Annotated in this window: 7 protein-coding genes; 3 read left to right on the top strand and 4 right to left on the bottom strand. The window is 55.1% G+C overall.

Annotated features, from left to right (window positions below):
• The 4 genes from C7K08_RS12435 to hisF all read right to left on the bottom strand — a co-directional run.
• Positions 1 to 320 (bottom strand): S-layer homology domain-containing protein (locus tag C7K08_RS12435; RefSeq protein WP_133165258.1); only part of this gene is annotated, 320 nt, incomplete at its 3' end.
• Positions 321 to 434: 114 nt separating this feature from the next.
• Positions 435 to 1,133, bottom strand: coding sequence for a ubiquinone/menaquinone biosynthesis methyltransferase (locus C7K08_RS12430; RefSeq protein ID WP_106500904.1), 699 nt, complete (start codon positions 1,131 to 1,133; stop codon positions 435 to 437).
• Complete coding sequence (locus C7K08_RS12425; RefSeq protein WP_241537250.1) at positions 1,130 to 1,315, bottom strand: hypothetical protein; 186 nt, start codon at positions 1,313 to 1,315, stop codon at positions 1,130 to 1,132. Before C7K08_RS12425 ends, C7K08_RS12430 begins: the two co-directional genes overlap by 4 nt.
• Positions 1,316 to 1,408: 93 nt before the next feature.
• A complete protein-coding gene (gene hisF, locus C7K08_RS12420) occupies positions 1,409 to 2,179 on the bottom strand; it encodes an imidazole glycerol phosphate synthase subunit HisF (RefSeq protein ID WP_106500902.1) in 771 nt (256 codons plus the stop codon).
• Between the two features lie 71 nt (positions 2,180 to 2,250).
• On the opposite strand from hisF, the gene petP reads away from it, so the two are divergent.
• The 3 genes from petP to C7K08_RS12405 all read left to right on the top strand — a co-directional run.
• Positions 2,251 to 2,475: a cytochrome b6f subunit PetP gene (gene petP, locus C7K08_RS12415; protein WP_106500901.1), complete on the top strand. Its 225-nt coding sequence runs from the start codon at positions 2,251 to 2,253 to the stop codon at positions 2,473 to 2,475.
• A 9-nt stretch (positions 2,476 to 2,484) separates the two neighbouring features.
• On the top strand, positions 2,485 to 3,465 hold the full coding sequence (gene chlG / locus C7K08_RS12410) for a chlorophyll synthase ChlG (RefSeq protein WP_106500900.1): 981 nt from the start codon (positions 2,485 to 2,487) through the stop codon (positions 3,463 to 3,465).
• 4 nt (positions 3,466 to 3,469) lie between these two features.
• Positions 3,470 to 5,437, top strand: a 1,968-nt coding sequence (locus C7K08_RS12405) for a transglycosylase domain-containing protein (RefSeq protein WP_106500905.1), incomplete at its 3' end; no start/stop codon positions are given.

Below are 5,437 nucleotides of genomic sequence, written 5' to 3'. Positions count from 1 at the left end.
TTCAGCAATGCCGCCGCCTCATAGCGACTCATCGCCTGTTTGCCTTTAAACGTGCCGTTTGGATAGCCAGCTACGCAGCCATACTTAGTTACCAAGTTCGACAGTGCCTGATAGGCCCAATCAGTGGGTTGCACATCAGAAAACTGGCTAACACTTGTTACCTGACCCATCTGCGCTTCTATCGCCCGCATCCGGTCGATATCTTGCTGGTCTTGATAGCGATTAACCGACCCCATATCTAGGCTTTGGGCTTGRCCCGCCAATGGCGACACCACTCCCATTACCAATGGAGCAAGCAATAGCTTGCGAAATGCGTTCATGGTTCTCACACACAAAAAGAACAGGAGGCGCTATGCGCCAAACCCCTTGAGAATGATTCTCAAGGGGTGCTGCTTTTTTGCAACGCCTGAGGGTCGGTTTAAAAGTTGTCTTTGCTACAGAAGCACAAGCGCTCCCATCAAACCGCCAGCCAAGGTGCGGTGATAAGCACCGCAAAAGCCCGCCTCCTTGGCCAGCACTTCCTGCTGCTTGCCATCAATAAAACGGCCAATGCTCTCCTCTAGATAGGCATATTGCTCAGCTAATCCCACCCCGCTCGCCACCGGCACCACCACTCGCCTTAGGGCAAACTTTTGCAAGCTGCCAATCAATCCAMCACTGGGGTTGAAATCCAACAGCACCGCCCTGCCATTRGGGCCAAGCAACCGCTGCAACATCCTTAAGGCGGCGGCTGGATCAGCGAGATTGCGCAATCCRTAGGCCATCACCGCACCATCAAAATCCGTTTGAAGCATTGGTAATTGTTCGGTTAGCTGCAGCACATCTGCTTGATACCAACTGATCTGCAACCAAGGGCACATGGCAGCCCGCTGGCGTGCAATCGCTAGGGGGGCTGCCGCTAGATCAACGCCAACCACCTCACCACCAGGCCGCAAGGCCTCCGCCAGCACTAGGGCAACATCACCGGTTCCACAACACAAATCAAGCCAACGTTCGCCAGGTTTTGGCTTCACTAAGGCCAGTGCTTGGCGTTTCCAAATCCTATGCAAACCCAAACTGAACAAATCATTGAATTGGTCGTAGCGAGGGGCAACCTCTTCAAATAGTTCACCCACMGCCTTGGCGTGAGTCACTGAAAAACACGAACCARAGGTGCATGGGGCCCCGTGAGCGTTATCACCATCACCAATGCCAAGCCCACCGCCGCTGAACACACCATGCAACCCGCCAACATCAAGGAAAATTCCTGGCGGTCGTTGGCKGCCTGCATCAAYTGCAAAGCCCAGGCCACTAAACCCACCACCGCAASAACCATGGTTAGGCCAATAACAGCAGGCCAATGGGAATTGCCTGCGGCGGCRGCCATARCGAAATTTAWGGAAACAWTTGMRRCCACTYTAACTAACGTTTACCCCGCGCCGACGGGCCGCAGCGGCAAGCCGCAACYCAGCAGGTGCTCCTTGATCTGCGCCACCGTTAAAAYGCCRTCGTGCAGCAATGAGGCGAGCAATGCGGCAGAGGCACCGGTTTKGGTTAAAACCGCCTCGATATCGGCCAAACAACCCGCCCCYCCTGAGGCAATAACCGGCACAGSCACAGCCGCGGCCACCTCTGCTGTGAGTTCCAAGTCGTAGCCCTGTTGGGTGCCGTCGCCATCCATAGAAGTGAGCAACAGCTCTCCAGCCCCCAAGGCCACCGCTTCTTTTGCCCAGGCCAMTAAATCRAGGCCAGTATTTTGGCGCCCCCCTTTCACATACACATCCCAACCACCACCCATGCGTTTGCGGCCATCGATGGCAACAACAATGCATTGGGCCCCGAATTGGCGCGCCCCGGCCCTAATTAATTCCGGATCAGCCACCGCCGCTGAATTCAAACTCACCTTGTCGGCCCCAGCCCGCAACAGCTCCKTGATCCCCTCCACCGAACTGATKCCACCGCCAACAGTGAACGGAATAAATAGTTGTTCCGCGGTGCGCTGCACCAATTCCACCAGGGTGCCGCGGCCTTGATGGCTAGCTGCAATATCGAGAAATACCAACTCATCAGCGCCGGCGGCGTCGTAGCGGCAAGCCAGTTCCACCGGATCRCCAGCATCCCTTAAACCAACAAAATTGACCCCCTTCACCACCCGTCCGGCGGCCATATCAAGGCAGGGAATGATCCGTTTTGCAACCACGATCTAGCTCGGAATGGGGGGATGGGGTTCGGCACTGGTAGGGTTGCCCCGGATTCCAGTCAGCGCCGYTAATGTCCCAGGCTGCCACCTCCGCTGCCATCACCGTTGGCACCCGAGTAACGATCACCCGAGTGCGTGATCGCATTCCCGCTGATCTGGTGAAGTTRTTGCTCACCAATCCAACCGGCTCCGTTACAGGTTTCAAAATGACCGACGGAAGCGGTGTKGGCGTTCAAGTGCAATTGGATGGCGGCGGCCAGAGCTGGTTTTTTGAAGATGAAATCGCCGCTCTTTAARCCCCTCCAGTGAGCAATAGCCCCAATTCAGAGGYCGCTAGCGGCGGCGCAGCCAGGCAACTACTTGGCATGAAGGGGGCCAGTGGCAGCCAAAACCCCTGGAAGTTGCGGCTGCAACTGATGAAACCTGTTACCTGGATTCCCTTGATCTGGGGCGTTATTTGTGGTGCTGCCGCCAGTGGTGGTTTCCAATGGACTTGGCAAAACAGCACCGCCTCCCTGGCCTGCATGCTGATGAGCGGCCCCCTGCTGGCTGGTTTCACCCAAACGATTAACGACTACTACGACAGGGATATAGATGCCATCAATGAGCCCTACAGGCCGATTCCCTCCGGTGCCATYGCCCTGTGGCAAGTAAAACTTCAGATCTGGGTGTTGCTGATAGCTGGATTAGCCGTGGCCTGGGGCCTTGACATTTGGGCCCAACACCAGAAACCGGTGCTGTTGCTACTTGCATTGGGTGGTTCATTTGTGAGCTTCATCTATTCCGCCCCACCCCTAAAGCTCAAACAAAATGGTTGGCTTGGTAACTATGCCCTTGGTGCTAGTTACATCGCCCTGCCCTGGTGGGCCGGCCAAGCACTTTTTGGCAAGTTGAGCTGGGCCACTGCCGCCCTAACCCTTGCCTATTCCCTGGCGGGCCTTGGCATTGCCGTGGTGAACGATTTCAAAAGTGTGGAGGGTGATAAAGCCCTTGGCCTGCAATCACTGCCAGTGGTATTTGGYGTGAAAAGGGCMAGCTGGATTAGCGCCACCATGATCGATCTCTTTCAAATAGCGATGGTGRTAGCACTGGTGCTGCTAGGCCAGCATTTCGCCGCAGTGCTACTTACTTTGTTGATCATCCCCCAGATAACTTTTCAAGACATCTGGCTGCTGCGCGATCCAATACTTTTYGATGTTAARTACCAAGCCAGCGCCCAACCCTTTCTGGTGATAGGGATGCTTGTAACAGCCTTAGCATTGGGCCATAGCGGTTTTGGGGGATAAACCAATGCCCCAGGCCAATAAGCGGCGTAGGCAATTAATTGGAGCCGCCCTTCTAGCGGCAGGGGTAGGCGYGGTGGCAGCCGCAGGCAGCGCCTTGGTGGTGCAGGGGTTTGATGGGTTATTACCCGATGCACGCCGCATCGCCAGTTTCAACAGGCCAGGCACCGTAACCGTGTTGTCTGCCGATGGCCAGGTACTACAAAAAYTAGGTCCRGCCACCCGCGAAAAAGTGGCAAATGGCCAGATGCCTTTATTGATTCAAAAGGCATTTATCGCCGCGGAAGATCGCCGTTTTTATCAACAYAATGGTGTTGATGCCCTTGGCATTGGCCGGGCTGTAATTACAAAYATCAGCCAAMGGTCGGTGGAGCAGGGGGCCAGCACCATCACCCAACAATTGGCCAGGGTTGTTTTTCTCAATCAAGATCGCACCCTGCTGCGCAAATTAAAAGAAGCGGCATTAGCTTTTAAACTTGAACGCCAATTAAGCAAGCAACAAATACTTGAGCAATATCTAAATAATGTTTATCTAGGCTCCAGTGCCTATGGGGTGGCGGATGCCGCATGGGTTTATTTCTCCAAATCCCCTAATCAGCTCACCCTGCCGGAGGCTGCCTTAATTGCTGGGCTACCTCCAGCGCCATCKGTTTATTCGCCTCTTGTTAATCCCGAACTTGCTTTAGAGCGCCGTTCAATCGTGCTAAAACGCATGGCAGAGGCGGGTTTCATCGATAGGGCTCAACAATTAAGGGCCGATGGTTCGCCACTGTTATTGAAACCAGCATTGCCAAAACATTGGAATAGTGCCGCTCCATATTTCACAAGTTGGGTAGCCCAGGAATTACCCAAGGTGCTCACTCCTGAACAGCTGGAACTAGGCGGTTTAACAATACGCACCAGCTTGAATTCCAACTGGCAAAAAATTGCCCAAAAAGTAATTGATAAAAACACCTACGGTGATCTCCAGGGGGCCTTGGTTTCGATGGAACCCGGCACTGGTTTAGTGCGGGCCATGGTGGGGGGCCGTGATTTTCAAAAAAGTCAATTCAACCGCGCCACCCAGGCCCTACGTTCCCCTGGYTCCACCTTCAAGCTGTTTCCATATACCGCCGCTGTTGCGGCTGGCATCAAACCAGAAGAGATTTTTGTTGATGTTCCCCGTTGCTGGAGCGGCTACTGCCCCAAAAACTTTGGTGATCGCTACCTCGGCGCAGTGTCGATGGCCGATGCCTTGCAAAATTCTTTAAACACCGTGGCTGTGCAGCTGCTGGAAAAGGTGGGTTTTGATGCGGTGATMAACACCGCCCGCTCCCTTGGTATTACTCGACCCCTTGGGCGCTATTACCCCTTAGCAATCGGTGCCTACGAGCAAACMGTGCTCGATATGACCGCCGCCTATGCAGCCATCAACAACCGTGGTGTTTATGTGGCACCAACTCCATTTGAGAGCATTAGTGGCCTTGATGGCCGGCCCCTTTGGGCCCGTAGTAGCCATGGCGACCGGGGCAGAAGGGCYGTTGACAGCGACACTGCCGACTCAATGATTTGGATGTTGCAACGGGTGGTTAGYGGCGGCACAGGCGCTGCAGCGGCCCTGCCGGATCGCCCCGTAGCGGGTAAAACAGGCACCTCAGAGGGTGCCCGCGACCTTTGGTTCATCGGCTCCATACCCCAACTCACCACAGGCGTGTGGTTTGGCTACGACAACAACCGTGAAACCGGCAGTGATAGCGGCCAGGCGGCSTGGGCCTGGAACCAATTCATGCTGCCGGTGGTTAAAGACATGCCCGTTAAACGCTTCCCGCCAAAACCAGTGCTCAATCGCAATTTCAAAGCGGTAGCCGCACCAGCACCCCAACAGAACCAAGGCGCTCCGGGCRATTACAACTACGGAGCCCCAGCCCCTGAAGCTGCGCCTAGCGATGCGCCGCTTATGGCGCCTCCGCCCTCAGCAGCGCCCCCCCCAGAAGCC

It is taken from the genome of Synechococcus lacustris str. Tous (genome assembly GCF_003011125.1).
Classification (GTDB): Bacteria; Cyanobacteriota; Cyanobacteriia; order PCC-6307; family Cyanobiaceae; genus Synechococcus_D; species Synechococcus_D lacustris.
Note: the sequence above shows the minus strand (reverse complement) of the source record. Positions and strands in the feature narration are given on the sequence as shown.